Below are 626 nucleotides of genomic sequence, written 5' to 3' on the forward strand. Positions count from 1 at the left end.
TCGGCATACACGCCGCGCACGAAGCGCACGCCCGGGTCCTCGTCGATGCTGGCCGGGGTCTGGCCGTTGGCCACGTGCCAGTCGAGGATGCGGCCGACAAACGGCGAGATCAGGAACGCACCGGCCTCGGCGCAGGCCAGCGCCTGGGTCGGGTTGAAGATCAGCGTCAGGTTGCAGTCGATGCCCTCGGCCTGCAGCACGCGCGCGGCTTCCACGCCGGCCCAGGTGGCGGCGATCTTGATCAGCACCTTGTCGCGCGGCACCCCGGCCGCTTCGTACATGGCGATGAACTGGCGCGCCTTGGCGAGGGTGGCGGCGGTGTCGTGGGCCTGGTCGGCATCGACCTCGGTGGAGACGCGGCCCGGCACCAGTCCGGCCAGCAGCGTGCCCACGCCCACGGTCAAGCGGTCCGCCACCGCGTTCACGATCGCGGCCGGTTCACCGGACTGCGCACGGCCCCAGTGCAGCTCGCGTTCGATCAGCGGCGCATACACCGGCAGCTCCAGCGCCTTCTTCACCAGGGTCGGATTGGTGGTGCAATCCACCGGCTGCAGGCGCTGGATCGCCGCGTAGTCGCCGGTATCGGCCACCACCACGGACAGTTCGCGCAGCTGGGCGAGTTTGGA

The 626-nt window shown here is 70.3% G+C and carries 1 protein-coding gene; it reads right to left on the reverse strand.

Annotated features, from left to right (window positions below; genetic code table 11):
• The coding region (locus QZH66_RS17980) for a transaldolase family protein (RefSeq protein WP_305807172.1) at window positions 1–626 on the reverse strand (626 nt) is incomplete at both ends.

Origin of the sequence: Stenotrophomonas sp. YIM B06876 (assembly GCF_030711595.1) — a bacterium.
GTDB lineage: Bacteria > Pseudomonadota > Gammaproteobacteria > Xanthomonadales > Xanthomonadaceae > Stenotrophomonas.